Annotated in this window: 25 protein-coding genes; 11 read left to right on the top strand and 14 right to left on the bottom strand. The window is 62.7% G+C overall.

Going from position 1 to position 23044, the window contains the following annotated elements; translation table 11 throughout:
• Positions 1-11: 11 nt before the first annotated feature.
• Positions 12-2096, top strand: coding sequence for a PAS domain S-box protein (locus AC0L15_RS20555; protein WP_287247158.1), 2085 nt, complete (start codon positions 12-14; stop codon positions 2094-2096).
• Between the two features lie 130 nt (positions 2097-2226).
• On the opposite strand, the gene AC0L15_RS20550 is transcribed toward AC0L15_RS20555, so the two are convergent.
• The 6 genes from AC0L15_RS20550 to AC0L15_RS20525 form a co-directional block, all read right to left on the bottom strand.
• Positions 2227-2637, bottom strand: coding sequence for a hypothetical protein (locus AC0L15_RS20550; RefSeq protein ID WP_287247157.1), 411 nt, complete (start codon positions 2635-2637; stop codon positions 2227-2229).
• Between the two features lie 228 nt (positions 2638-2865).
• Positions 2866-4152, bottom strand: a complete 1287-nt coding sequence (locus AC0L15_RS20545; protein ID WP_287247156.1) for a flavin monoamine oxidase family protein — start codon at positions 4150-4152, stop codon at positions 2866-2868.
• Between the two features lie 132 nt (positions 4153-4284).
• Positions 4285-5343 carry a dipeptidase gene (locus AC0L15_RS20540; protein ID WP_287247155.1) on the bottom strand — a complete coding sequence of 353 codons (1059 nt, stop codon included), beginning with the start codon at positions 5341-5343 and terminating at the stop codon, positions 4285-4287.
• Between the two features lie 429 nt (positions 5344-5772).
• Positions 5773-6072 (bottom strand): GNAT family N-acetyltransferase, encoded by a 300-nt coding sequence (locus AC0L15_RS20535; RefSeq protein WP_287066566.1) that lies wholly within the window; start codon positions 6070-6072, stop codon positions 5773-5775.
• 3 nt (positions 6073-6075) lie between these two features.
• On the bottom strand, positions 6076-6711 hold the full coding sequence (locus AC0L15_RS20530; protein ID WP_287066567.1) for an alpha/beta hydrolase: 636 nt from the start codon (positions 6709-6711) through the stop codon (positions 6076-6078).
• Positions 6712-6823: 112 nt separating this feature from the next.
• Positions 6824-7756 (bottom strand): VOC family protein, encoded by a 933-nt coding sequence (locus AC0L15_RS20525; protein ID WP_473496881.1) that lies wholly within the window; start codon positions 7754-7756, stop codon positions 6824-6826.
• A 219-nt stretch (positions 7757-7975) separates the two neighbouring features.
• Between AC0L15_RS20525 and AC0L15_RS20520 the strand changes: the two genes are divergently transcribed.
• A complete protein-coding gene (locus AC0L15_RS20520) occupies positions 7976-9556 on the top strand; it encodes an alkaline phosphatase family protein (protein ID WP_287305571.1) in 1581 nt (526 codons plus the stop codon).
• Positions 9557-9605: 49 nt separating this feature from the next.
• On the opposite strand, the gene AC0L15_RS20515 is transcribed toward AC0L15_RS20520, so the two are convergent.
• Positions 9606-10916, bottom strand: coding sequence for a PRC-barrel domain-containing protein (locus AC0L15_RS20515; protein WP_473496879.1), 1311 nt, complete (start codon positions 10914-10916; stop codon positions 9606-9608).
• Here AC0L15_RS20515 and AC0L15_RS20510 point away from each other — a divergent pair.
• Entirely contained in the window at positions 10903-12273 is a 1371-nt protein-coding gene (locus tag AC0L15_RS20510; protein ID WP_473496878.1) for a diacylglycerol/lipid kinase family protein, read from the top strand. The two genes, AC0L15_RS20515 and AC0L15_RS20510, sit on opposite strands and share 14 nt — an antisense overlap.
• 29 nt (positions 12274-12302) lie before the next feature.
• On the opposite strand, the gene AC0L15_RS20505 is transcribed toward AC0L15_RS20510, so the two are convergent.
• Positions 12303-12503: a hypothetical protein gene (locus AC0L15_RS20505; protein ID WP_023797117.1), complete on the bottom strand. Its 201-nt coding sequence runs from the start codon at positions 12501-12503 to the stop codon at positions 12303-12305.
• 181 nt (positions 12504-12684) lie between these two features.
• Here AC0L15_RS20505 and AC0L15_RS20500 point away from each other — a divergent pair, with 181 nt between their 5' ends.
• Positions 12685-14217 (top strand): sensor histidine kinase, encoded by a 1533-nt coding sequence (locus tag AC0L15_RS20500; protein WP_473496876.1) that lies wholly within the window; start codon positions 12685-12687, stop codon positions 14215-14217.
• A 105-nt stretch (positions 14218-14322) separates the two neighbouring features.
• Here AC0L15_RS20500 and AC0L15_RS20495 read toward each other — a convergent pair whose 3' ends face one another.
• The 3 genes from AC0L15_RS20495 to AC0L15_RS20485 all read right to left on the bottom strand — a co-directional run bounded on the left by AC0L15_RS20495 (position 14323) and on the right by AC0L15_RS20485 (position 16013).
• The gene (locus AC0L15_RS20495; RefSeq protein ID WP_091593224.1) at positions 14323-14787 is read right to left on the bottom strand and encodes a hypothetical protein; all 465 of its coding nucleotides are present in this window, start codon (positions 14785-14787) and stop codon (positions 14323-14325) included.
• An 11-nt stretch (positions 14788-14798) separates the two neighbouring features.
• On the bottom strand, positions 14799-15125 hold the full coding sequence (locus AC0L15_RS20490; RefSeq protein ID WP_287066577.1) for an ElaB/YgaM/YqjD family protein: 327 nt from the start codon (positions 15123-15125) through the stop codon (positions 14799-14801).
• Positions 15126-15251: 126 nt separating this feature from the next.
• Positions 15252-16013 carry a Crp/Fnr family transcriptional regulator gene (locus AC0L15_RS20485; protein WP_287247149.1) on the bottom strand — a complete coding sequence of 254 codons (762 nt, stop codon included), beginning with the start codon at positions 16011-16013 and terminating at the stop codon, positions 15252-15254.
• Between the two features lie 259 nt (positions 16014-16272).
• Between AC0L15_RS20485 and AC0L15_RS20480 the strand changes: the two genes are divergently transcribed.
• Positions 16273-16593 carry a response regulator gene (locus AC0L15_RS20480; protein ID WP_473496905.1) on the top strand — a complete coding sequence of 107 codons (321 nt, stop codon included), beginning with the start codon at positions 16273-16275 and terminating at the stop codon, positions 16591-16593.
• A gap of 52 nt (positions 16594-16645) precedes the next feature.
• Here the strand turns inward: AC0L15_RS20480 and AC0L15_RS20475 are convergent, their stop codons facing one another.
• Positions 16646-17197, bottom strand: a complete 552-nt coding sequence (locus tag AC0L15_RS20475; protein ID WP_023797110.1) for an RNA polymerase sigma factor — start codon at positions 17195-17197, stop codon at positions 16646-16648.
• A gap of 3 nt (positions 17198-17200) precedes the next feature.
• Positions 17201-17404: a NepR family anti-sigma factor gene (locus AC0L15_RS20470; RefSeq protein WP_287066581.1), complete on the bottom strand. Its 204-nt coding sequence runs from the start codon at positions 17402-17404 to the stop codon at positions 17201-17203.
• 236 nt (positions 17405-17640) lie between these two features.
• Between AC0L15_RS20470 and AC0L15_RS20465 the strand changes: the two genes are divergently transcribed.
• The 6 genes from AC0L15_RS20465 (at position 17641) to AC0L15_RS20440 (ending at position 21245) form a co-directional block, all read left to right on the top strand.
• Positions 17641-18435 (top strand): response regulator, encoded by a 795-nt coding sequence (locus AC0L15_RS20465; RefSeq protein ID WP_023797108.1) that lies wholly within the window; start codon positions 17641-17643, stop codon positions 18433-18435.
• A 219-nt stretch (positions 18436-18654) separates the two neighbouring features.
• Entirely contained in the window at positions 18655-18822 is a 168-nt protein-coding gene (locus AC0L15_RS20460; RefSeq protein WP_023797107.1) for a DUF1328 domain-containing protein, read from the top strand.
• Between the two features lie 150 nt (positions 18823-18972).
• Positions 18973-20052, top strand: a complete 1080-nt coding sequence (locus AC0L15_RS20455) for a sensor histidine kinase (RefSeq protein WP_473496874.1) — start codon at positions 18973-18975, stop codon at positions 20050-20052.
• 155 nt (positions 20053-20207) lie between these two features.
• The gene (locus AC0L15_RS20450; protein ID WP_139172587.1) at positions 20208-20390 is read left to right on the top strand and encodes a hypothetical protein; all 183 of its coding nucleotides are present in this window, start codon (positions 20208-20210) and stop codon (positions 20388-20390) included.
• 204 nt (positions 20391-20594) lie between these two features.
• Positions 20595-20921 carry a hypothetical protein gene (locus AC0L15_RS20445; RefSeq protein ID WP_128246031.1) on the top strand — a complete coding sequence of 109 codons (327 nt, stop codon included), beginning with the start codon at positions 20595-20597 and terminating at the stop codon, positions 20919-20921.
• Positions 20922-21002: 81 nt separating this feature from the next.
• Positions 21003-21245, top strand: coding sequence for a YMGG-like glycine zipper-containing protein (locus tag AC0L15_RS20440; protein WP_027153471.1), 243 nt, complete (start codon positions 21003-21005; stop codon positions 21243-21245).
• Between the two features lie 124 nt (positions 21246-21369).
• On the opposite strand, the gene AC0L15_RS20435 is transcribed toward AC0L15_RS20440, so the two are convergent.
• The gene (locus tag AC0L15_RS20435) at positions 21370-23013 is read right to left on the bottom strand and encodes a CHASE domain-containing protein (protein ID WP_473496903.1); all 1644 of its coding nucleotides are present in this window, start codon (positions 23011-23013) and stop codon (positions 21370-21372) included.
• Positions 23014-23044: the final 31 nt, after the last annotated feature.

Raw genomic sequence — 23044 nt, 5'->3', positions numbered from 1 at the left:
GACGGCTGACCATGACGGCTGAAGCACGCGGCGATAGGCACGGCGTCAGGCAGGGCGCGGCGATGGCCGCTGTTCACATCGTTCGCCGGCTTCACGAAGCTGGCGACTGGCAGCGCGAGATGGGCAGCATCCTTGAAACGCTGTGCGAGGCCATGGATTGCCAGCGCGGCATCCTGTTTCGGCTGCGCGAGCTGCCCGGCCAGGGCTTTGCCCAATCGGTGGCGGCCTACTGGATCGACCCCCGATATGGTGGCGAACTGGCATCGCCGACGGTGATCATGCAGTCGGTTGTCAATTCGGACCCACTGCTGGAACGGTTGGCGGAGGACGATCGGCAAGGCAAGATCTTCGCGGGACACACGCGCGACCTCGAAGGCTTTCTGAGAACCGACTTCGAAAAGCAGCACATCAAGTCGTTCCTGTCGGTGTCGGTCTTTGCGCATGGCCATCTGTGGGGCACGCTGGCGGTCAACGACTGCGTGAACGAGCGCGAATGGACCGACGAGGAAGTGGCGACGCTGCACATCGTGGCGCTGGCCATCGGCGACGCCATCGAACGATCGCTTTCCGATGCCCACGCCAGCGAAGTCATCCGCCGCACCATGCTGCAGGCCTCGCTCGACGCGATCATCGTCATCGACGAGACCGGTTCGATCATCGAGTTCAATCCGGCCGCCGAAAAGATGTTCGGCTACCAGCGCAGCGACATCCTCGGCAAGGACCTGCTCGACACCGTCGTTCCGGACTATTATCGCAAGGGCTATGTGTCGGGCGCCGAATACATGTCGGGCCGCGGCGCGCCGATGGTCGGGCAGCGGATCGAGACCGTCACCCAGAATGCTGCCGGCGAGGTCTTTCCGATCGAATTGACGGCAACCGAGATGCGGGTCGCCGACCGCCGCCTGATCTTCGGCTCGATCCGCGACCTCCGCGACAAATTGCGTGCCGAGGAGGAGATCGGCCGCCAGCGCGAAAAGCTCCACCAGAACGAGAAGATGGCGGCGATGGGCTCGCTGCTTGCCGGCGTGTCACACGAGCTCAACAACCCGCTTGCCGTGGTCGTCGCCCAATCGACTTTGTTGCACGAGTTCGCTTCAGACCCGCAGACCAAGGTGCGCGCCGAAAAGGTGCGCGCCGCCGCAGAGCGCTGCGGCCGCATCGTCAAGAGCTTCCTCTCGATGGTCCGCCTGCATCCGGCGTCGCAGGCCGAGACCGACCTCAACCAGGTGGTCCGCGCGGCACTCGAAGTGACCGCCTACGGCGCCAGGTCGACCGGCATCATTATCGATACCGATTTCGCCAGCGGCCCGCTGCTGGCCATGGCCGACGCCGACCATGTGACGCAAGTGGCCGCCAACTTCCTCATCAACAGCCAGCACGCTCTGGCCGGCATCGGCGGCGACAGGCTGATCAAGATTCGCACGTTTCGCAGCGATCGCGGCAATCCCTGTTTCTCGGTCGAGGACAACGGGCCGGGCGTGCCGGAAGCGATACGCTCTCGCATCTTCGAATCGTATTTCACCACCAAGCCGGTCGGCGTCGGCACCGGCATCGGCCTGTCGATTTCGAAATCGATCATCGAACGGCACAATGGCAATGTCTGGTTCGAGGAAGTTCTGCCGAGAGGCGCCCGTTTCGTCGTCCAGTTGCCGGCGATCGCCGGCGGCGCGGCCGCCGCCGGCGAAAGCCCGTCGCGCTCGAGCGGATTGCGCCACGCCCTGATCATCGACGACGAGCCGGATGTCGCCGCCTCGCTGTCCGACATTCTGGAGTTGATGGGCATCAAGTCGCGGATCGTGCCGGCCTGGGCGTCGGCCGCCGCGACCTTGTCGGGCCATATGCCGCCGGACATCGTCTTTTCCGATCTGCGCATGCCCGGCACAAGCGGCATATCGATCTATCGCGAACTGCTCGCCGAAAAGCCTGATCTGGCGCGGCGCTTCGTTCTGGTCACCGGCGACCTGATCGGCGCGAAAGCAGAAATCGAGGCATTGCCGGCGCCGCAGCGGCCGCAGATCCTGGAAAAGCCGTTCAGCACGCTGGACGTGCGCGGGGTGCTGTCGGCCATCGCCGAGCAGGCCGCATTGGGCAGCTAGGATTTCGGACTGGTGGAAATCGGTTTTTGAAAAAATCCGATGCTCAACAAAGGGGCTTTCCAGAGAAAAAAGACTCCCGGCCGAGGATGCGGCGGGAGCCTGCCTGGAGCGCTGGAGGGGCGCTCGGGCATCAAAAAACGTTCGGCGTATCGGTCAGCGGCGCGGCATTGGCGATCACGCGAACCGCGCGGGCCTTGTGAATGCCGGATTGCTCCGCAATGACGCGCAGGCACTCCGCACTCTCGGCGCCCCAGGCCTGCCCCTTGCAGACAAAATCGATCTCCGGCATCGGCAGCCGCGCGGTCTTGGTCGTGGTCGGCTCGCCCTTGACGATGTTTGCCGGCGGGTTCAGTGAAGCAAAGGCGGGACCAACAGTCGGCGCGAACGCCATGCCGGCGAACGCGGCGGCGCCCAGCACCACGAACAGCGCCATCGGATGGTCGTTGGCGCGCTGGCGCAGCGCCAGCTTCGGCCGCCGATCCTTGCCCTTCAGCGCTTGCAGACGGCGGTCATTGCAGGCAGTCCGGATTTTCGTATACATCGCGCTTCCCTTCGTCGATCTTCTTTTTTTGTTGAAACGAACTTAGTCGCACCTTGTAACGGACGAACGACGCACGCAAACTGACCGTGTAACAGCTTTGAAACGGGATTTCGGCGGGCACATCCGGTCATCGCAGGGGCGCGGGATCAAATCGCGCCGCCGCTCTGGCCCGGCGACGTCCGGTCGCCACCTTGAGACGCCCTCGCCTGCACCATGAGGCGCTGGTGATTACTGCGGATTAAATTCCCTGAGGATTTTCCGTGCCGCAATGCGCCCAGCCACGATTGCGCCTTCGACATAGCCCGGAAACAACGGCGACAATTCCGAGGATGCGAAATACACCGGCGGCGCGCCGGCCAGGATGGTTTGTTCGGCCTCGGTGGCGCTCGTATCGATGATGAGATCGGCGTAGCCGCCACCGCTCCAGCGATCATCGGTCCAGTCGCGACAGCTGAAATCGATGAAGCCGTCAGCGTCCGTGCCGAGCGCCTGCCTCAGCCGCGTTATAACCTCGGTGCGCAACGCGGCATCTCCAAGTTCCCGCCAGCGGAGGGCAAGCGGCCCGCCGACAAAGACGACCAACGCGGGGTGGCCGTCGTCCTTGCTGGCGTCACAGGCAAAAAGTGCGGGCGGATCGCGCCACATCACCATGCCGCTCAAGCCCCTGGCGCGCCAAAAGGCGGTGGCATAGCGCACCTGTATTTTGATCACCGCGCCGCTCTGCCAGACGCCGAGAGCCTTTTGCAAGGCAGCCGGCAGCGCCGGCGCGAAGTCCAGCTTCGAAGCCATCATCGGCGGCATGGCGATCAGCGCTATTCGAGCCGTGATCGAGCCCGTCGTCGACGCGAGACGAACGCCTCCGAGCCTGCGGTCGATCGTTCTGACCGGGGTGTTCAATCGCAGGCGGTCGCCGAGATCGCCAGCCAGATCATCCGCCAGAGACTGCATGGTTTCGAGCACGAAATACTGCAGTTCCGACATCTCGTTGGTGATACGGCGGTCATTGTCGATGAGGTGCCAAAGCGGCAGTTTTTCGAGCGCCTGACACCACAGCCCCTCGATCATCGAGCGGAACGCCGCCTTGGCCTCGCCGGGATCGTTCTGGCGTTCGAGCCATGCGGCGACGGTCAAGCCGGAGATAGTCGGATCGCCCGGTGCGATCGCGTTCATGCGGTCGCGGATCGACATCGAGGCGTGGTAGATTCGCTCGATTTGCTTTGCGCCGGTCAGTGGTTGGGCAACGAACTCGCCCTTAGTATAGGTCTCGACCAACGTCTTGCCGCGCGTTCGCACCAGGGCCATCAGTTCCGGCATGTCCTCGCACAGGAACTGACCGCCGCTGTCGATCCGCTCGCCAAGCCCGTTCCATTGGGACTCGACCCGCCCGCCGACGCGGCCGCGCGCCTCGAGCAGCGCAAGATTGATGCCGGCCTTGCTCAATTCATGCGCGGCTGACAGGCCGGTAAAGCCGGCGCCGACGATGGCGACATCGGTTCGTACGGTCTGGCGCTTCAAGAGCCGGCCCTGAAGGTCTCGAAGCCCCCAATCATCCGCGGCTTGAGCTTCGGAGACAACGGTCCTGTCGAGATCATCAAACCCCGCTCGATCGAATTGCAGGTTGCTGGCTGCTCCGCCGGGCGACCCGCTTTAGCCAATGGTCTTTTCCAGCATGCTTATCCAGTTGCGGTAGGCGATCTTCTCGATCAGCGCGCGACCGAAGCCGCGCGCGGCGAACGCGTCGAGCAGCTTCGGCAGGCCGGTGACGTCGCCGACCACAGCCGGGATCATGGCGCCGTCGAAGTCGGACCCGAGCCCGACGCCGTCTTCGCCCAAAGCCTGCAGCAGTGAATCGACATGGCGCACCATGACGTCGAGACTGGTATCGGCATTCATCCGGCCGTCTTCGCGCAAAAACCCGGTCGCGAAATTCAGCCCGACCATGCCGCCCGAGTCGCGGATCGCGCCGAGCTGCCATTCGGTGAGGTTACGCGAATGGCCGCAGATCGCATGGACATTGGAATGGGTCGCGACCAGTGGTGCGTCGCTGATCTCGGCGACGTCGCGAAACCCCTTCTCGTTGAGGTGCGAAAGATCGACCATGATGCCGAGCTGGTTGCAGGCCTTGACCAGCGCCTTGCCGGCATCGGTCAGGCCAGGTCCGGTGTCGGGCGTCGACGGGAAACGGAACGGCACGCCATGGCCGAAAGCGTTCGGGCGGCTCCAGACGATGCCGAGCGAGCGCAAGCCGGCCGCATGCAGCACGTCGAGCATGGTCAGTTCGGGGTCGATCGCCTCGACGCCTTCGATATGGAACACCGCTGCGATCGACCCGTGCGCCATCGCGTTTCGCACATCGCCGGCGCTGCGGCAGACGGTGAGCGCCGACGCTCGTTCCAGCCTGAACAGGATCGAGGCCATGGCGATGGTGGAAGCAAGCGCGTCGGCGCGCGGAATTTCGGGCGGCAAGGGCTCGATATCGCTTGGCGCGGGAGGAACCGCACTGCGCTTGGATTTCTCGACCGGCGGCGGAAAGATCGCGAACATGCCGCCGGCAAAGCCGCCCTGTTTCGCACGCGGCAGGTCGATGTGGCCACCCGATGTTCCCTCGATGAACAGCTTTTCGACATCCGCGTCTTTCGACTGGTAGAGCCTGAGCAGCGTATCATTGTGGCCGTCGAAGACGGGAACACGATCGGTTTCGGTCATCAGGGGTTCATTTCGGTTCGATTAGTCGGCGGGCAATACACTACTTAGGCAAGGCAATACCCACTACGCAAGACGAGCGCTCGAACGATCGGGTACGAGACGCCGAATTGAAGGCGAGGGGCTTTGGGCGCGTTCTTGCCTTCTCCTTGCGGGGCCCGAAGGGCGGGCGGGGCCCGTGACTCGCCCCGGGCGGTGGATTGGCGCGCAGCGCCAAGACGGTTGGGTGCTGGACGGAGTGCTGTTGGTGCCAAGCTGGAACACCCCTCATCCGGCCGCGGAGCCTGTCCTCGGGCTTGCCGAGGCAAGACCCGTGGGCGGCCACCTTCTCCCACAAACAAGGGGAGAAGGGGGCGCCGCGATGAAGCGATGCGCTGTGGCTGCCCGCCCTCAACCGTCATCGTGCGCCGAGGCCTGGCGCCGGGATCGACGCTATTGCTTCAGCACGTCGGCCCATTCCGGATGACGTCGGAACTGGGCGTTGGCGAACGGGCAGAGCGGAATGATCTTCTTGCCCGCCGCGCGCGCGTCCTCGACGGCGCGGGTAACGAGTCTGAGCCCCGCGCCCTGGCCGCGAAACGCATCCGGCACTTCGGTGTGGTCGATGATGATCTGGTGCTCGCCGATCTTGGTAAAAGTCATCTCCGCCTCGGCGCCGTCAGGCCCGCGCAGGAGATAACGGCCCTTGGAACCGCGATCCTCCAGTTCGACCTCCGGCAATTGGTCAGGCATTGCTTACGCTCCTTCTGCCGGCGTAGCGGACAGGAACCGCCGCGCCGCCTCGATCTCGCTCGACTGCACCTCATGGCCGCCGCCATGCCACTCCACTGTGACATCGGCGCCATCGGCGCGCAAATAGGCTTCTAGCCGCGACGTCAGGTTGGGCGGACAGATCGGATCGCGCCTGCCTGCCGTGACCAGGATGCGGCGGCCGGCGAGACTTCCCTCGATTTCCGGCTCGAATGGGATCAGCGGATGCATCAGCACCGCCGCGTCGAACAGAGAGGGCGCCGCGAACACCACCGAGGCCAGGATGTTGGCGCCGTTGGAATAGCCGAGGCCAAGCACCGACGCGGGATTTGACGCCTCGACATGCGCCCCGATATGCGCCTTGACGAAGCCAATCATCTTGTCCGTCGCCCGCGCCAGGTCGTCCATGTCGTAGACGCCCTCGCCGGTGCGGCGAAAGAAGCGCGCAGCACCGTCTTCCGAGACATCGCCGCGCGGCGAAACGATAGTCGCCTGCGGCGCGAGATCGCGCCCGAGCGACAGAAGCTGGTTCTCGTCGGCCCCGGTGCCGTGGAAGACGAAGAGCAGCGATCCATCAGGCGAACCGGGCAGTGTCTTGTAGGTGTAAGCGTCCTTGCTCATGGCCTTGTCCTTAATGCATGTCGCGCAAAAGTGCGCAGCGGTTTTGCGATGACGACATGCACAAAACCAAACTAAAGGCGCGTCGCCCAACCTGGTCAAACGCGATGCGCTTTTAGTCTTCCAGCTTTTGCAGATGTTGCTCGAGATAGGGCCGCAGATGCTGGTGCTGCGACGGCAGCTTCAGCGCCTCGCCGAGATGGGCGACGTCCTCGTCGCGGTCGAAGCCCGGCTCGTTGGTGGCGACTTCGAACAGCACGCCGCCCGGCGTGCGGAAATAGATCGCCCAGAAATAGTCACGGTCGATCACCGGCGTCACCTGGTAGCCGGTGTCCATCAGCGCCTTACGCACTTCGAGCTGCTTGGCGCGGTTTTCGACAGCGAAGGCGACGTGGTGGACCGAGCCGGCGCCGAGATCGGCAAAAGCGGCGCCCCGCAGCGATTCGATATCGACGATGTTGGCGCCGTTGCCCTCCTTCAGCGCCAGCCTTTTTACAGTGCCGAACGTGTCGACTTCCTCATAGCCCATGAATTTCAGCAACTCTTCCGTGGCGCCGCCATCCTTCAGCCTGAGCGACACCGAGTGAAAGCCGCGAATCGCCTCGTCCGAGGGAACATTGCCCTTCGCCCACGGCGTACGGGTGTCGGCCTTGTTCTCGACCAGCGCAAACCCGTCGCCATCGGGACCGGCGAAGGCTAGGCGCTTCTCGCCGAAGCTCTCTTCGCGCGACAGCCCTGCGACGCCCTCATCGGCAAAACGCTTTTCCCAATATGCAAGCGTGCCTTCGGGCACCGAATAGACCGTGGTGCCGACCTCGCCGACGCCGTGGCGGCCCTTGCCGATGTTGGGGAACGGAAAATAGGTCATCACCGAACCCGGCGTGCCGAGCTCGTCGGCATAGTAGAGATGGTAGACATCCGGTGCGTCGAAATTGACGGTTTTCTTGACCCGGCGCAGGCCGAGCTTTTTTGTGAAGAACTCGTTGTTCTGGCGCGCATCCCTGGCCATCGAGGTGACGTGATGCAGACCCTTGATCTGGTCGAGCATTTTGCTGCTCCTTCGCTTGTCCTGTGCGGCCCATGCCGCGGTCCACGCCAATATGAGGAGCCGCCAGCCGGCGGCAAAGGCCGCAAACACAGAATAGACTGTGCTCTAAGGGTGAACAATAAAGAGACGTTTGTTCACCATTTAGCGAACGCCTGAGGCTTGTGTCTCCACAAAAATTCGGCTCCATGAGCGGCAGGTTTTCGATGAAGGACACCAGCAGTGGTCAGAAAAGACAGACGCCCGAATGTTCTCCTGATCACCTGCGACCAGTGGCGCGGCGACTGCCTGTCGGCGGCAGGCCACAAGGTGGTGCGAACGCCGAATGCCGATGCGCTCGCCGCCGAGGGTGTGCTGTTTCGACAGCATTTTGGCGGGGCGGCGCCCTGCTCGCCGGCACGCGCCTGCCTCTACACCGGCCTTTACCAGATGAACAACCGCGTCTGCCGCAACGGCACGCCGCTCGACGCCCGCCATGGCAACATCGCGCTCTCGGCACGCAGTCTCGGCTATGATCCGACGCTGTTCGGCTATACCGACGTGTCGCCCGATCCGCGCACGCTGACGCCAGGCGACCCGCGGCTGAAAAGCTATGAAGGCGTGCTGCCCGGCTTCACCGTGCGCCAACTCCTGCCGGAGCACCAGAAACCGTGGCTGTCATGGCTCAAGGCGCGCGGCATCGATAGCAGCGCCGGTTTTCCCGATATCCATCGCCCAGCGGACGAAATCGTTGCTGCCACGACGGACGGTGCCGTGACCACCTCACCGCCCGTCTACTCGAAGGACGAGACCCCAGCCGCCTTCCTGACCGGCGAATTCGTCCGCTGGCTGGGCGAACAGGAGCGCGGTACACCGTGGTTCGCGCATCTTTCCTTCCTCAGCCCGCATCCGCCCTTCATCGTGCCGGAGCCTTACAACAAGATGTATGGCCCAGCCGACGGAACAGCCTTCCGCCGCGCCGCGAACTGGCAGGCCGAGGCGCAGAGCCACCCCTACCTCGCCTATGAACTTGACCAGCAGCAGCGGGCAAATTTCCGCCCCGGCGCCGAGGGCAAGGTGCGCGACTGGGGCGACGACAATTTTGGCCGCATCCGCGCGCACTATTACGGCATGATCTCGGAAGTCGACGCGCAGCTTGGCCGCATCTGGCAGGCGGTCAAGGCGGCGGATGCCTGGGACGACACCATCGTCGTGCTGACCTCTGACCATGCCGAGATGATGGGCGACCATTTCATGCTGGGCAAGGGCGGCTTCTTCGACGGCAGTTTTCATATTCCGCTGATCGTCCGCGATCCGCGTCGCCGCAAGGCGGCCGGCGCCAGCGTCGACCGTTTCACCGAAGCGGTGGACATAGCGCCGACATTGCTCGATCTGCTTGGCGAGGTATCCCCGCAGCATCTCGACGGACAATCGCTGAAGCCGTTCCTGGATGCCGGGGAGCCGGGCAATTGGCGCGAGGCGGCGCATTGGGAGTTCGATTTCCGCTCGGTTGCCGACGCTGATGCCGAGCGCTATTTCGGCATCGGTCCGCGCCAGTGCAATCTGGCGGTCATCCGCACGAAACAATTCAAATATGTACATTTCGGCGGCGGCCTGCCGCCGCTGCTGTTCGACCTGGAGAAGGATCGGGACGAACTGAGCAATGTCGCTGCCGATCCGGCCTATCTGCCGGTCCGGCTGGAGCTTGCCGAAAGGCTGCTTGCCTGGCGGGCCGAACATCTCGATCAGTCGCTGGCGCTTGCCGAACTGACCGAGGATGGCGTGGTCGGCCACGTCGCAGGCCTGCCACCTTTCCCATCATGAAAAGGCCCGCGCCGTTGCGGGCGCGGGCCTCTTTCATCGTTGGCGCAAGCTAGCGCATCATCATGCGCTGGGTGTCGCGGTTTTGCGCATATGTGGCCTTGTCATAGGGGGCCTGCGCCTCGAGCTGCTCCTTGGTGAAGTTCGTGTAGAGATAGCGATTGCCATCCTTATCGGTCATGAATTTAAGGTTGTCCATGCCGATCGCCACTTCCTTCTCGCCAACGCCGAGGAAACCGCCGACGTCGATGATGACGGCGTCGACCTTCTTGTCGCCGGTCAGCACGACGTCACCAATCTCACCGACGTTGACATCGTTGGCGCCATAGACGGTGGTTCCAACCAAATCCTCGGAGCGGATTTCGTTGATCGGCATTTCGGTCAGCGCCGACTTGTCGATCGCCGCGGTCTTCGTCTGGTCGGGGGTTGCGTCAGGCGTTGCTGCAGCCGGAGCCTCGGCTGTCTTGTCCGCCGGTGCCGGAGCAGCCGGGTCTGGCGTCGTCGCCGGAGCCTCGGCTGTCTTGTCCATTGGAGCCGGAGCAGCGGGTTCAGGCGTTGCAGCCGGAGCTTCCGCAGTCTTCTCCGCCGGGGCTGGAGCCGCAGTGACAGCAGGGGTGGTGGTCACTGGCGCCGGCGTCGCCGCGTCAGTCGATGCGGTTGTCGCCGGGGCGGGATCATAGGACTCGCGGTCGAACTCCGGCAGCGCCTCCAGGTCTTCCTTCGTGGTCTCGGCGACCAGCCAGCGGTCGCCGTCCCTCTCCGCCCACTTGGCCTTGTCGAACTGATAGGCGACATTCTTTTCGCCAACCTCGAGGAAGCCGCCGACGCCAATGATCAGCGACTCGGCCTTGCCATCCTTGGCCAGAACGATGTCGTTCACGTCGCCGATGTTTTGAGCGTCGTCGCCAGTGCCGTTATAGACGGTTTCGCCGATGATATTCGTGGCAAGGTTGCCGTCGGCACTCTTCACAGGTTCGGCCGGAGCTGCGGCGCTATCGGCTGGAGCCGCCGGAGCATTCTGCGCCGTTGTATCCGTCGAGGTCGATGGAGCGGGAGCCGTAGCCGTGGTGTCGGTGGCCGCAGGAGCCGGATCATAGGGCTTGCGATCGAAGTCCGGCTGAGCCGTCAACTCATCTTTTGTGGTTTCGGCAATCAGCCAGCGGTCGCCATTCCGTTCGGCCCATTGCAGCTTGTTGTAGTCGAAAGCGACATTCTTGGCACCGACGCCAAGAAAGCCGCCGACGCCGATGACGACGGATTTCGCCTGACCGTTTTCATCGAAGACGACATCACTGACCTCACCGATGTTCTCGGCATCGTCGCCGGTGCCGTTATAGACCGATTCACCAATGATATTGGTCATCAGGCTGCCCTCGGCCCGCGCAACGGGAGCCGCCGGAGCGGTCTCCTGGACCGCCGGGTCCTGGGTGGGCGCCGGTGTGGTGGCTTCCTGCGCATATGCACCGGTCGCAATCAACGCTGCCAGTGCGGTGGTGGATAAAAGGGTGCGGATCATCGTAATCCTCCTCATGCGTTATCTCTGGCCGCGAGCAGGGGAGATCGGTCGCGGCGTTACACATTCACAACGTCGTGACCGCGCCGTTGTTCCGACACCAGGGCGAGCGTGTGAAAAAACCACCCGAATCGCGCTCAATTATGCGTTTGGCCGGGTGAGATTGGCTCCTGTATTTTCGTTAGAGCTGCGGAACTTTTTTTCAACCGCCCCGTTTCGGCCCATGGCTCGGTCTGTTGCGGCCGATGATTATCCAATGGTAGCCAAGAAAAATCGGAGCGGGGGAATGCGATTTGCGGCGGTGCTGAACCAGGAGGGCGGCACCCTGCGGACGATTGATCTCTCCGCCTTCAGCGACCGGATGCGCCAGGCATTGGAGGCAGCAGGTCACTGCATCGATATCGAAATCGTTGCCGGCAAGGACATCGTCGCAACGCTGGACCGCATCGCTTCCAGGCACAGTGTCGACATTGTGCTGGCCGGTGGTGGCGACGGCACCATTTCGGCCGCGGCGGCTCGGTTGATGGGCAGCAAGAAAGCGCTTGCCATTTTACCGGCTGGCACGATGAACCTGTTCGCGCGCGGGCTCGGCATTCCACAAACCCTTGACGCGGCCGTGAAATCCTTTGCCGACGGTGAGGTTATTGCAGTCGATATGGCAACCGCCAACGGCAAGCCATTCGTGCATCAATTCTCGATCGGCATGCATGCCAGGATGGTCCAGCTTCGCCAAGCCATGGAGTATGGCTCGCGGTTGGGAAAGATGCGGGCCTCGGCCAAGGCTGCCTGGGCGGCGATCAACAACCCTTCGGCGATGAAGGTGACGCTGACCATCGGCGAGGCCGAGATCGTGACGCGCACCACCGGCATCGGCATCACCAACAATCTGTTCGGTGAGGGTCATCTGCCCTATGCCGACAATCCCGCCGGCGGCGTGCTCGGCATCTATGTCACGGTGGCGCGGCGGCGTGGCGAACTGGTCAGGGTCCTCTTCGACATGGCGCGCGGCAAATGGCGCGACAGCGAGCATGTGGAGATCCACCAGGCTGACCGGGCCGTTTTGAAACTCCACTCGGCTGCGAAGAAATTTCGCGCCGTCATGGATGGCGAACTGGTCAGGCTTGACCGCGAAACGACGATCGAAATTCATCCTGGTGCGCTGAACGTTCTCGTCCCGGCGCGCGCCGTCCAAGCAAGGGCAGCGTGATGCATCCCGGCACAGTCGATCGGAAGGCTTCAGCCTCTGGGAATCTCGCCCTGCTCGTTCCTGGGAAGCTCGCCCTGTTCGGTTGTCGGCGTCCGGTCTATCATGTTGCCGTAGATCTCGGCGATGCCCCAGGCGATAAACGCCAAAAGCAGCGCAGCGATCAAGATACGGAAGGTGTGCCACCCCCAGCGTCCCTGCCGGGCTTTGTCTTCAGGAACGATCTTGGGCATGATCGGCCTCCATTTCGGTTGGCGCTGGCATTTCGTTTGGCGCTGGCATGTCGGTTGGCGCTGGCGGCGCGGCTGGCAAAATGTGGTTGGGTAACGGTTCCTCAGGGCGAAGGTTCCGGTTTTAGGGCCCGGCAACTGGGCTCAGCGCGGATGGCTGCAAGCCGATGCATCTGGGGGACTTGTGGATAGCAGGGTAGTGACAAAGCCGAATCTGCCGGTCGATGTCCTTAGCGTGGTAACGGCGCAAGATCGGCTTGCCGTGCTTCATGATCTCGACGCAACCGACACGGCGGCCGATCCTGACTTCGACACTATCAGTGGGCTCGCCGCCGCGGTGATGCAAACACCTGTCGCGCTGGTGACGCTCGTCGATGTCGAGCGGCAGTGGTTCAAGTCCTGTGTCGGCCTGGACGAGACCGAGGCCGCAACCGATACATCCTTCTGCGCCCACACCATTGCTGCCGGCGACCAACCGATGGTGGTGACGGATGCGACCATGGATCCACGCTTCAACGCCAGCCCGCTGGTCACTGGCGAGCATCATTTCCGTTTCTATGCGGGTGCGGCGATTGTGGTGGCCGGTGCCCGGATCGGCACGCTCTGCGCGCTCGACCGGAGGCCGCGCGCGTCGCCGTCCGCCGCCCAGCTCGAACAATTGACGGCGCTCGCCAGCCTCGCTGCCAGCCTGTTCGCATTGAAGGACGCCACCCGCAACGTCGCCGGCGCCGCTGCGGCACTGGCGCGCGAGGAGAAGCGGCGCGGCATTGCGCTCGATGCCGCATCGCTCGCAAGCTGGGCATGGGATATTCACACCGACACGATCGAATGCGATGCCCGGTTATCCGAGCTGTTCGACCTGCCGCGCTCGACCCGGTTGAGGGCGCGCGATATCGTTGCCGCCATCGACCCGCGCGATGTCTACCAGACCGAGACGCGCTTTCGCGACGCGCTGAGCGGCGGCGACGATTATTTTGGCGAATACCGCGTCAAGGGCTTCAGTCCGCCGCGCTGGCTCGCTACGCGCGGCCGGGTCATCGAGCGCGACGGCGACGGCAAGCCGACGCTGATCTTCGGCGTCAACTACGACGTCACCGAACGCAAGCTCGGCGATGAGCGGCAGCGGCTGTTGCTGCGCGAGCTGAACCATCGCGTCAAGAACACGCTGGCCACCGTCCAGGCGCTGGCGACGCAGACAGTTCGCCATGCCCGCCAGCCGAGGGATTTCCTCGACGCCTTCAGCGCCAGGCTTCAGGCGCTGGGCGCCGCCCACAGCCTGCTGTCCGACCGCGAGTGGCGCGGCATTGGCATCCGCGAACTCGTGCAGATCGAGGTCAAGCCGTTCGACACCGCCGATCAGCCGCGCATGACGATCTCAGGCGCCGATCTGCTGCTTTCGCCCGACCAGGCAGTCGGGCTTGGCCTGATCCTGCATGAACTGGCCAGCAACGCGCTGCAACACGGAGCGCTGTCGGCGGCCTCGGGCAAGGTCGATCTCGACTGGAAGGCACAGGAGCGAAGAGGCGCTCGGCGCCTGGTGCTGACCTGGCGCGAAAGCGGCGGGCCTGAAGTTGCCTCGCCCGAACGCCACGGCTTCGGCTCGATCCTGATCCGCCGCAGCCTGGCCAAGGTCATCTCCAGTGAAGTGACCCACGAATTCCGGCCGGAAGGCGTATTCGCCGAAATATCGATGCCGCTGGAGCATCTGCCGAAGTGACGGCTCGACCATGGATCTCGAACCAAAGGTCCATGTCAGGGAAAAGTGGAACCCGGTTTTTCGGATCATTGCCAACACGATGCCAACCCGAAGAAGAACTTCGAGCTATTTCGCTTCGCCGGCATCCGGATCGTCGGCATCGGGCTTTGTGTTCTCGCGGTAGATTGCGTAGGCGGCGAGTGCAATCGCCGGGGCGAGTATCGTGCCCAAGCCGCCTTTCCCCTTGAGTAGCGCCGGCAGCACGGCGAGCGCGGCCGTGATGCCGACCGCCTTCATATCGGCATTGCGCCTCCGCGCCCGGCGTCGGGCGCGCGCGCCAGCCGACAGCTGATGGATGAGCAGGAGGAGCCCTGCGATCAGCAGGAAGCCGACCCCGAAACCAAGGCAGGCTGCCATCGGCCCATAGCGACCCGCCACCCAGACATAGGCCGCTCCGACGAGGAAACCGAGGCCGCACAGTGCGGCAAGTGCTGCGAGCGCATAGACGATCGCAGCCGTGCGCGCGCGGCGCACGGCTGCAACGACTTCACCCGAGGCAAGAGCCGAGATCAACGATGCCAGCATTCCCATCTGGGCTGAGACTAGCGGCGTGCGAGAAGCGCAAACAGAAAGCCGACGCCAGCCGCGATTGCCAGCGACGTGACCGGCTTTTCGCGCACGCTCGCCACCACTTGAGCTTCGATATCCTTGGCGTTGCTACGCATATTTTCAAAGGCTGCTTCGCCTTGGGAGCGCAATTGCTCGACCCCTTCCGCAGCAACCCGACGAGCAGCCCCGTAACCGTGTTGGCCGGTCTCGGCCAGCTGTTCGGTGAGTTTCTGAATGTCGACTTTCAGCTGCCTGATGTCTTCTTCAAGGTCCGAATTCGGCCGGCTTTCGTTCGGGGACTTTCCTGCGGCAGTCGCCATTGCTTGACTCCTTGCGTTTGCTCGGGTCGAAACGTTCGACCCACCCCAAGGTTCCGAAATCGGAACAACTGCCATGAAAGGGTGTTTGCGCGGCCGAGTCCAGCCCGGCACGTCTCCGCTAGCCGCTCAGATCAGCGGTCGGCGACCTTCGCTCAACCCTTCCCAGCGGGCGAGGTCCTTGAGCCTTTCGTTGTCGACCACCTCGCAGCCGCCGTCGCGCCAGAAGATAAGCTTGCGATCGATCAGCTTGCGGATCGTCTTGTTGGTGTGGACCAGCGACAGGCCGAGCGTATCGGCGAGGTGCTGCTGGGTGATCGGAATCTGCACGGGCGTCCTGCCGTTCAACCCGACCACCCTGGCGCGAGTGGAGATGAAGGCGATGAGATAGGCAGCACGCTCGAGCGCGGTGCGTCTGCCGATACTGAGCAGGTTCTCGTCGAGCATGCGCTCCTCTCGCGCGGCAATCCAGGTGATGTCGTAGGCGAGGCCCGGATGGCTGCGGTAGAGTTCGGGGAGGGCGTCCCGCTCGAAGAGGCAGAGCAGCATCGGCGACAGAGCTTCCACGGAGTGCTGCATTTCGCCCATCAGACTGCCTTGCAGACCGATGAGGTCGCCTGGCATGGAATAATTCAGAATCTGCCGGCGGCCATCCGACAGCAATTTGTAGCGGAATGCCCAACCCGACAGCACTGTATACAGATGGGCACTGCGGCTTCCCTCAACCAGAACCGTGTCGCCCTTCTCGACGGCCAGTTCGCCCTTCTTGAACCCATTGACGAAGACGAGTTCCTGCTTCTCGAACGCCCGGAACGCCGGCAACGGCCGCAGTGGGCAGTTCTCACATGAATACCGGCGGGCGGACAAGGAACGGCCGTTCTGGCCAGACATTTCAATCCCTCTTCGAAGCCCTCTTCCGGAGGGCGATAGCAAACGTCCTGCAGGCGTCGAGGTTCCGCCATCTGCGCGGCATGTCTTTTTTAAATGACAGGATGCGAAATAACTTTAAATGACAGGAAGCCAAATAGGGATCATGACTCCTCTAGCCCTTGCGCTCCCTGTTCCCTGCGCCCCACGGAGACATCGCCACGTGCCCCCATTGCTTGACGGATTGCGGATTCTTGTTCTGGAGGATGAATTCCTGATCGCCATGGATGTGGAGCAGCTTTGCCGCGACTATGGCGCCGGCGATGTGGTCGTCGCCCGCGATCTGGCTGAGATCGATCGGCAGAGCATTGCCTCGCGATTCGACGCGGCCATCGTCGACCTCATGCTGGGCGGCACTTCGACACTCGATTTCGCTTCGCGGCTGCACGAATCGGGCGTGCCTTTCGTCTTCGCCTCGGGCCATTCCGACATGGACGAAATCAAGGTGACGTTTCCGGATGTCAGATTGGTCACCAAGCCCTATTCGGGAGACGATCTCGTGGAGGCAGTGGCGTCGGCGTGCGGGCGCGGACCTGTTGTTTGATGTCCCAGAAACCGGAGCCCGATTACAGGGTCCCATTACCGGTGGTGCGTATTCAGGCGGCGTTCGACCCCGTCACCTGAGCTGAGATCGCATCCGGACCAAACTCGTCATCGCCGGAAATCTTCAGGATTTCCTGCAGCCGCGTGCGGGCGCGGCTGACGCGGCTCTTGATCGTTCCGACCGCACAGCCGCAAATTTCGGCGGCTTCCTCGTAGGAAAAGCCCGACGCGCCGATGAGGATGATGGCTTCGCGCTGGTCCTCAGGCAATTGCTCGAGCGCGCTCCGAAAGTCCTTGAGGTCGAGTTGGCCGTGCTGGGCCGGATGGACGGCTAGCCTGGCGGTCATGATGCCGTCGCTGTCCTGCACCTCGCGGCCGCGCTTGCGCATCTGCGAATAGAATTCGTTGCGCAGGATGGTGAACAGCCATGCCTTGAGATTGGTGCCCGGCTCGAAGCTCTCATGCTTGTCCCACGCCTTCACCAGCGTTTCCTGCACCAGATCGTCGGCCTTGTCGGCGTTTTGCGTCAACGACACGGCAAAGGCCCGCAGGCTCGGAATCGAGGCGAGCAGATCCGTCTTGAAGCTCTGGGACACGGCCGCCATGCCTCAATCCTTTTTCCGTGCAGGTGCAGGTTGGGCCTGTTCCAACTGTCTGAGCAATTGGGCGAAGCGATCCGGCACATTGTCGGAGACCAGCTCGTCGTAATATTGTTTGAGTTTGCGGCCGATTTCCGAGTTTGGCCCGAGCGGGTCGCCGGAAGCAGCCCGGCGCCTGTTCGTTGCAGCGCCAGCCGTGTTGTCTTTCCTCATGTCGTCATTTCGCCCTTTGTTCCCAGTACCCTGCCGCCCTTCAATACACGACGCAAAGCAGGCGGCCCCCTCGTCTGGTTGCCAGTCCCGATCTCAAACGCCTTCCGCTTACATTAGTTCCAAGCCCTCGGAACTTTTTCGGAAAGCCGGCGTTTATATTTTCAGGGTTTATTTTCGGGGCTTGTCATCAGCTTGGCCTGCAACCTATGCAATTACGTCAGAGGGAGACGTCTATCATGAGCCTATCCGCAACCATCGCTCCACACCTGCCGTTCCTGCGCCGCTTTTCGCGGGCCGTCTCCGGATCGCAGGAGAGTGGCGACGCGCTGGTCGCCGCGATGCTTGAAGCCATCATCGCCGACGTCGACATCTTTCCGAACGCGTCGAACGACCGCATCGCGCTCTACAAGGTCTTCGCCAGGCTGTTCACCTCGGTCGCCATCCGCGTTCCGCAAGAACACCCGCAGTCGGCGTGGGAACAGCGCGCCGCCGCCAATCTGAACGCGATCTCACCCCGTCCGCGCCAAGCCTTCCTGCTGGTCGCCGTCGAAGGTTTCAGCGAAGACGAGGCGGCGGAGATCCTCGACGTCGACGATCAGGAGTTCTCCGAGCTTCTTGCCGAGGCCAGCAACGAGATTTCCCGCCAGGTGGCAACCGATGTGCTGATCATCGAGGACGAGCCGCTGATCGCCATGGACATCGAGCAAATGGTCGAGAGCCTGGGCCATCGCGTTGTCGGAACGGCGCGTACCCATGCCGAGGCGGTGGCGATGTTCGCCAAGACGCGGCCGAAGATGGTGCTGGCCGACATCCAGCTTGCCGACGGCAGCTCGGGTATCGAAGCGGTCAACGAGATCCTGTCGACCACCCCGGTGCCGGTGATCTTCATCACCGCTTTTCCCGAGCGCCTCCTTACCGGCGAGCGGCCGGAGCCGGCATTCCTCGTGACCAAGCCGTTCAATCCGGAGATGGTCAAGGCCCTGATCAGCCAGGCGCTGTTCTTCGACCGGCATGCGAAAGCCGCTGCATAGGGCCGGGCAGCCCGGCCTCGAGCGCCCCTTTCCACAGTTCCACAGATGGTAGAACTGGCCGCTTGCGGCCGGCGACCATCACTTGCAACTCCCTGCGCATGATGGTCCTTCGAGTCAATTCGAGCGGGAAAGCTTTCCAGGGATCGTCTTTTTCGGGAAATGCTGGAACAAACGGCAGCGAAAGACGTTTTTGGCATACTATTTTGAAGGAGATGGACCATGCTTTACTGGGCCCTGGTATTTCTCGTCGTCGCGATCATTGCAGGCGCTCTTGGCTTCGGCGGCATTGCCGGCACCTCGGCTGGTATAGCGCAGATATTGTTTTTCATCTTTCTCGCGTTCCTGATCATTTCGCTTATTGCGGGCTTGTTCAAACGCGCGTCGTGAACTGCGATCGAACACTGGGAGCCGCACCCCTCAAGCGGTTTCCAGCTACCGCCGGGCGATGTCCTTAGCAGGACGTCGCTCGGCGGACTTCTTTTTGGAACCCAATTTTCCGTCAGCCGTTCAGCCTGCATTGGGCGGGTGAAGTGACCGATGCAATCCAGAGTCGGAGACATGAAAGACAGCGGACGGAGCGATGAGATCATTGCTTTGCAGTCCGCTGAGAGTGGAATGCAGCTTGGCCGGGCCCTTCTCCATGCACTGCACAATGCCGGTATTTCGGTTCTCTATCAGGATCGCGAGATGAAAACCGTCTGGGCCCGCAACATGCGCCCGCCCTGGATTGCCGACACGGGGATTTCCGGCACGGAGGTTTCCGACACGGGGGGGTCCGACACGGGCGACGGCAACGGCATCCTGCCGCTTGCGCAGGCGGAGCGCATCGGCGCGGCCAAACGCCAGGTCGTCGCATCCGGCAATCCGGAACATCTTGAGCTCAGCATTCCCGCCGACGATGGCGTCCGCTGGTTCCGAATATGGGTAGACGCGGATCATGACGACGGCGGCGCCGTTCAGGGCGTCGTCACCACCATGGTCGAAACGACCGAGCAGAAACGTCGCGAGCAAACCCTGAAGACGCTGCTGCGCGAGGTCAGCCACCGTTCGAAGAACCTTTTGGCCATCATCCAGAGCATCGCCACCCAGACCAGCCGTTATTCGGACACGCTCAGTGATTTCCTGACACGCTTTCGCGGCCGGCTGCAGTCGCTTGCCTCATCCCAGGACCTGGTGACCTCGTCCAACTGGCGGGGAGCGGCATTGCGCGAACTGGTGTCCGGCCAGGTCGGCCGCTATGGAGCCGACCCTGTGCGCAGCCTGCGTTTTCGCGGTGCAAATCCCTACCTCAATCCCAATGCCGCCCTGCATATCGGCTTGGCCATGCACGAGCTTGCCGTCAATTCTGTCAGCTATGGCGCTCTGTCGCGAGCCGACGGGTTCGTCGAGGTGACGGCCGACCTGACGGCCGCTGCCGCTGGCGAGACCGCACTGTCGCTGACATGGGCCGAGGCCATCGGAGCCAATGACAATCAGCCCAGCGAGAAGCGCTTTGGCAGCGTCGCGCTTGAGCGCGTCGTGCCTGCGTCGTTGAACGGCACGGCGAAACTTGAAATCAGCGGGGATCGTCTCGAGTACCATCTCGTCGTTCCTCGCAGCAATTTCGAGACGGATTGAACGGGCAACAGCCGAGCCCGAGGGGGTTGGCCAAGAGCTGGGATTGATACCGGCCGCGCCGGCTTAACCATCTGTTCACCATAAAGTTCGATGCTGTTTTTCTCAGGCACCACTCCGCATGACGTTTTCGATCGCAGTTGCTGCGCACGGGAGGAATGGCTTTGACGGTTGCCGACATCAACAGGCTGGAACAGGCCGCACGCGTTTCGATGAGCGGGTTTCAGGATCCCGAAGCATCCGCAATGCGGTCGCCCCGTGCTTCCCTGCCGATCCCCGGCCTCGCCGCAATCGGGCTGGCTGCAGTGGTCGTCCTGGCCGCCGCGTTCCAGTTGGTCTAGTGCATGTCATGCAAAGGGATGCCCTCGGGCTTGAACCGAGGGTGTGCAGCGGTTTTGCGATAACAATTTAATGCAAAGCGTCGGACGCAAGTGGCCGGCGGCTCGCGCTTGCCTGATGTCGGCCTGATCTCCAAGGGTCGCGCCAGCCGGCATCGCAGGAACTTTGGCGGATGTGGCCCGTTCTATGGCGGGAGGATCGTCGCCATGGAACATATCGCTGCCGTGCTGCTGGTCATAGGTTGTTCGAACACGATTACCGAGTGCCGCGAACTGCCGGTATCGGTGAGCGTTTTCGAAACCGCTCAGGAGTGCACCGCCGCGCGCCCGTTTGCCTTGCACGATGTGCAGGGTCAGGCTCCGCGCATCATTGCTAAATGCCTTTCCGTCGATCCGGCGCTTGAGGGTGATTACGACCAGATCGTCTGGAACGTGCGCCCGGACGGCACGCTCGACGCTTCCGTGGAGATTTCCGATCTTGAGGTTGCCTCGAGCGGCGCGCGCCCCGAAAAAGATTCTCTTAGCCAACAATGAAATCGAGCAGGGCAAAACGCTTTTGCGCGTGTTAAATGACGGACGGAGCTACAAGTGAGGACAAAGGCGAGGAGTGGCCCTATGCGGAAGATGATTATTGCCATGGTTGCCGCGATCGCGGTCAGCGGTTGCAGCACCACCGAGCAGGACGTCGGCGTCGGCGCCGGTGTCGGCGCTCTGGCCGGCGGCCTGATTGACGGCGGCAAGGGTGCGCTGGTGGGCGCAGCCATCGGTGCCGGTACCGGCCTTCTGGTGCGCAACCTGCGCAATGGCTATTGCCAGTACCGCGACAACCGTGGCCGTCTGTTTACGGCTCGCTGCTAATCCGTTTCAAACGCAAGAGGCATTGGAAGCGGAGACCGGACGAGCCGGTCTCTGTTTACTTGGGCGCTGTATTTGGGGCGCTGCATTTGGGCGACTTCGAAAATGCTCGGTTTGCGGCAGCCTTTCAGTCCGACAGCGGGATCCTGATTTCCACGCTCAGCCCGCTATCGTGAAAATCGCGATTGATCCTACCGCGCAATTCGCGCGTCACGTTCAGATCGATCAGCTTGGTGCCAAAACCGGTTTTGACAGGTGCTTCGAGTTTCTTCTTGCCGGCTTCGCGCCAGTTGAGAACCAGGGTCCGGTCGCTCCTATGGCCTTCGACCGACCAGTCGACCTTGAGCGACCAGTCGCCGTTTCTGATAATGGCCGAATTGCCGGTTTCGCCATATTTCAGCGCGTTCGTCGCCAGTTCGTGAAAGGTCAGGCCGAGCGCTTGCGTCGTCGTCTCGTCGAGCAACACCTCTGGCCCCGACAATATCCCGTCGGGAAGCTCCTTGCCGAACACCTGGCCAAGCTCGATGCGCAAGAGATCGCCAAGATCGGCTTTCTGCCAGCGCGAGCGCGTTAGCATGTCCTGGGACGCCGCCATCGCTTGCAGCCGGGCCGAAAAAGAGGACGAGAACTCGTGGACGTCGGTGGCGTGCGACGCCGTCTGGCGCGCGATCGCCAGCACCCGCGTGATCGAGTTCTTGATGCGGTGCTTCATCTCCTGCAGCATCAGGTCTTTTTCGAGCAGGCTTTTTTCCGTCGTCTCATGAAGCAGCGAGACCGCGTCATAGGCCCGCTCCTGATACCGGGCCACCAGCGCGATGGTTCCCGCGAGCAGCAGTCCGAACAGGCCGAGCATCACCGGAATGGCGCGCGAGGAAGGTTGCGAGAAGGCGCTTGTCGGCCTGAACAGGACCGTCCATGGACGTCCGGCGATGGTGAGTTCGCGAGAAACCAGCAACCTGTCGCCGAAGCTCGACGCCGGCGGCGTTTCCGACTGGAACAAAAGATGGTCGGCATCCACCTTGCCGTCATAGATTTCGATGTTGACCGGCAGCAGCGGCGTCCGGCTGAGCGCGGTCTGGAACAGGTCGCGGGCGCGGAACGCCGCATAGAGAAAGCCTGTTGTCGACGATCTCGACGCATCGATGCCGTCCGCCGCGGTTTCGAGGTTGAGCCGCACGAAGACCAGGAAGCCGGTGAAGGTCTGCGCAGCACCTGTTTCCTGGCCTAGCTGCACGCGCCCGCTCGCGTGCTGCTGATTGTCGGCCATCGCCCTTTCGATCGCCTCGCGCCGCACCGGTTCGGTGAACATGTCGTAGCCGATGCCGGATTGATTGGAAGGATCCAGTGGCTCGAACAGCGTGATGGGCGCACGCCACGGCAGCGTTGTCGTGGCCGGATAGATCGCATCGCTGACGCCATAGTCGTGCTGGATGGCACGCTCGACCGCTGCCTCGTCGCCGGCTCTCACCAGCCGGAGAAAGCCGATGCCGCGCAGGCCGGCGAAATTGTCGTTGATACCCAGCGCATCGAAGAACGCCTTGAACTCGCTCCGCGAAATGTCACCATTGCGAGCCTCGAACAGTGCGTGTGTCGATCGCAGCATCGACAGATGCAGGTCGATGCGGCTATCGATCCGGTTGAGGGCGTCGTCCGCCGTCGCCTCGAATTTGATGCGCGCCGCTTCCTGCGTGGCGAAATAGGCGAATCCCGCCATTGTCAGGCTGATCAGCGCGACGGCGATGAAAGCGACGATCGGGAAGAACTTCTTCAAGCTGCGGCTGCGACCCATGGTTCCCCATCTT

It is taken from the genome of Mesorhizobium sp. WSM4846 (assembly GCF_055811415.1).
Note: the sequence above shows the minus strand (reverse complement) of the source record. Positions and strands in the feature narration are given on the sequence as shown.

Coding starts and splice junctions, on each gene's coding strand:
- AC0L15_RS20555 (WP_287247158.1), top strand. CDS start 12: ATGACGGCTGAAGCACGCGGCGATAGGCACGGCGTCAGGCAGGGCGCG.
- AC0L15_RS20550 (WP_287247157.1), bottom strand. CDS start 2,637: ATGTATACGAAAATCCGGACTGCCTGCAATGACCGCCGTCTGCAAGCG.
- AC0L15_RS20540 (WP_287247155.1), bottom strand. CDS start 5,343: ATGACCGAAACCGATCGTGTTCCCGTCTTCGACGGCCACAATGATACG.
- AC0L15_RS20535 (WP_287066566.1), bottom strand. CDS start 6,072: ATGCCTGACCAATTGCCGGAGGTCGAACTGGAGGATCGCGGTTCCAAG.
- AC0L15_RS20530 (WP_287066567.1), bottom strand. CDS start 6,711: ATGAGCAAGGACGCTTACACCTACAAGACACTGCCCGGTTCGCCTGAT.
- AC0L15_RS20525 (WP_473496881.1), bottom strand. CDS start 7,756: ATGCTCGACCAGATCAAGGGTCTGCATCACGTCACCTCGATGGCCAGG.
- AC0L15_RS20510 (WP_473496878.1), top strand. CDS start 10,903: ATGATATTGGTCATCAGGCTGCCCTCGGCCCGCGCAACGGGAGCCGCC.
- AC0L15_RS20515 (WP_473496879.1), bottom strand. CDS start 10,916: ATGACCAATATCATTGGTGAATCGGTCTATAACGGCACCGGCGACGAT.
- AC0L15_RS20505 (WP_023797117.1), bottom strand. CDS start 12,503: ATGCCCAAGATCGTTCCTGAAGACAAAGCCCGGCAGGGACGCTGGGGG.
- AC0L15_RS20495 (WP_091593224.1), bottom strand. CDS start 14,787: ATGGGAATGCTGGCATCGTTGATCTCGGCTCTTGCCTCGGGTGAAGTC.
- AC0L15_RS20490 (WP_287066577.1), bottom strand. CDS start 15,125: ATGGCGACTGCCGCAGGAAAGTCCCCGAACGAAAGCCGGCCGAATTCG.
- AC0L15_RS20485 (WP_287247149.1), bottom strand. CDS start 16,013: ATGTCTGGCCAGAACGGCCGTTCCTTGTCCGCCCGCCGGTATTCATGT.
- AC0L15_RS20480 (WP_473496905.1), top strand. CDS start 16,273: ATGGATGTGGAGCAGCTTTGCCGCGACTATGGCGCCGGCGATGTGGTC.
- AC0L15_RS20475 (WP_023797110.1), bottom strand. CDS start 17,197: ATGGCGGCCGTGTCCCAGAGCTTCAAGACGGATCTGCTCGCCTCGATT.
- AC0L15_RS20470 (WP_287066581.1), bottom strand. CDS start 17,404: ATGAGGAAAGACAACACGGCTGGCGCTGCAACGAACAGGCGCCGGGCT.
- AC0L15_RS20465 (WP_023797108.1), top strand. CDS start 17,641: ATGAGCCTATCCGCAACCATCGCTCCACACCTGCCGTTCCTGCGCCGC.
- AC0L15_RS20460 (WP_023797107.1), top strand. CDS start 18,655: ATGCTTTACTGGGCCCTGGTATTTCTCGTCGTCGCGATCATTGCAGGC.
- AC0L15_RS20455 (WP_473496874.1), top strand. CDS start 18,973: ATGCAATCCAGAGTCGGAGACATGAAAGACAGCGGACGGAGCGATGAG.
- AC0L15_RS20450 (WP_139172587.1), top strand. CDS start 20,208: ATGGCTTTGACGGTTGCCGACATCAACAGGCTGGAACAGGCCGCACGC.
- AC0L15_RS20445 (WP_128246031.1), top strand. CDS start 20,595: ATGGAACATATCGCTGCCGTGCTGCTGGTCATAGGTTGTTCGAACACG.
- AC0L15_RS20440 (WP_027153471.1), top strand. CDS start 21,003: ATGCGGAAGATGATTATTGCCATGGTTGCCGCGATCGCGGTCAGCGGT.